The sequence below is a fragment of the Cupriavidus sp. SIMBA_020 genome, assembly GCF_046535395.1.
Classification (GTDB): Bacteria; Pseudomonadota; Gammaproteobacteria; order Burkholderiales; family Burkholderiaceae; genus Cupriavidus; species Cupriavidus campinensis.
In genome coordinates this window covers 1-250 of the sequence record NZ_JAWRWU010001270.1, presented here as the reverse complement: position 1 = coordinate 250, position 250 = coordinate 1, and the positions used below count along the sequence as shown (strand labels likewise).

Annotated in this window: 1 protein-coding gene; it reads left to right on the top strand. The window is 63.2% G+C overall.

The genetic code is table 11. From position 1 onward, the window contains the following. Positions 1 to 68 precede the first annotated feature (68 nt). Positions 69 to 250, top strand: a 182-nt coding sequence (locus SB751_RS33590; RefSeq protein ID WP_410749444.1) for a DUF6691 family protein, incomplete at its 3' end; no start/stop codon positions are given.

Below are 250 nucleotides of genomic sequence, written 5' to 3'. Positions count from 1 at the left end.
CACCGCGACGTTCATGGCCGCGGGCTTTCTCACCGTTTTCGTCACCCGTCATCTGCTGGGGCTTTGACATGCTGATTCTCAACGCGCTGCTCGCCGGGCTGATATTCGGCGTCGGTCTGATCGTTTCGGGCATGGCGAATCCCGCGAAGGTGCTGGGCTTTCTCGACCTCGCCGGCAACTGGGACCCGTCCTTGGCGTTCGTCATGGGCGGTGCGATCGCTATCGGCGTGGTGGGCTTCGCGCTGTTCGA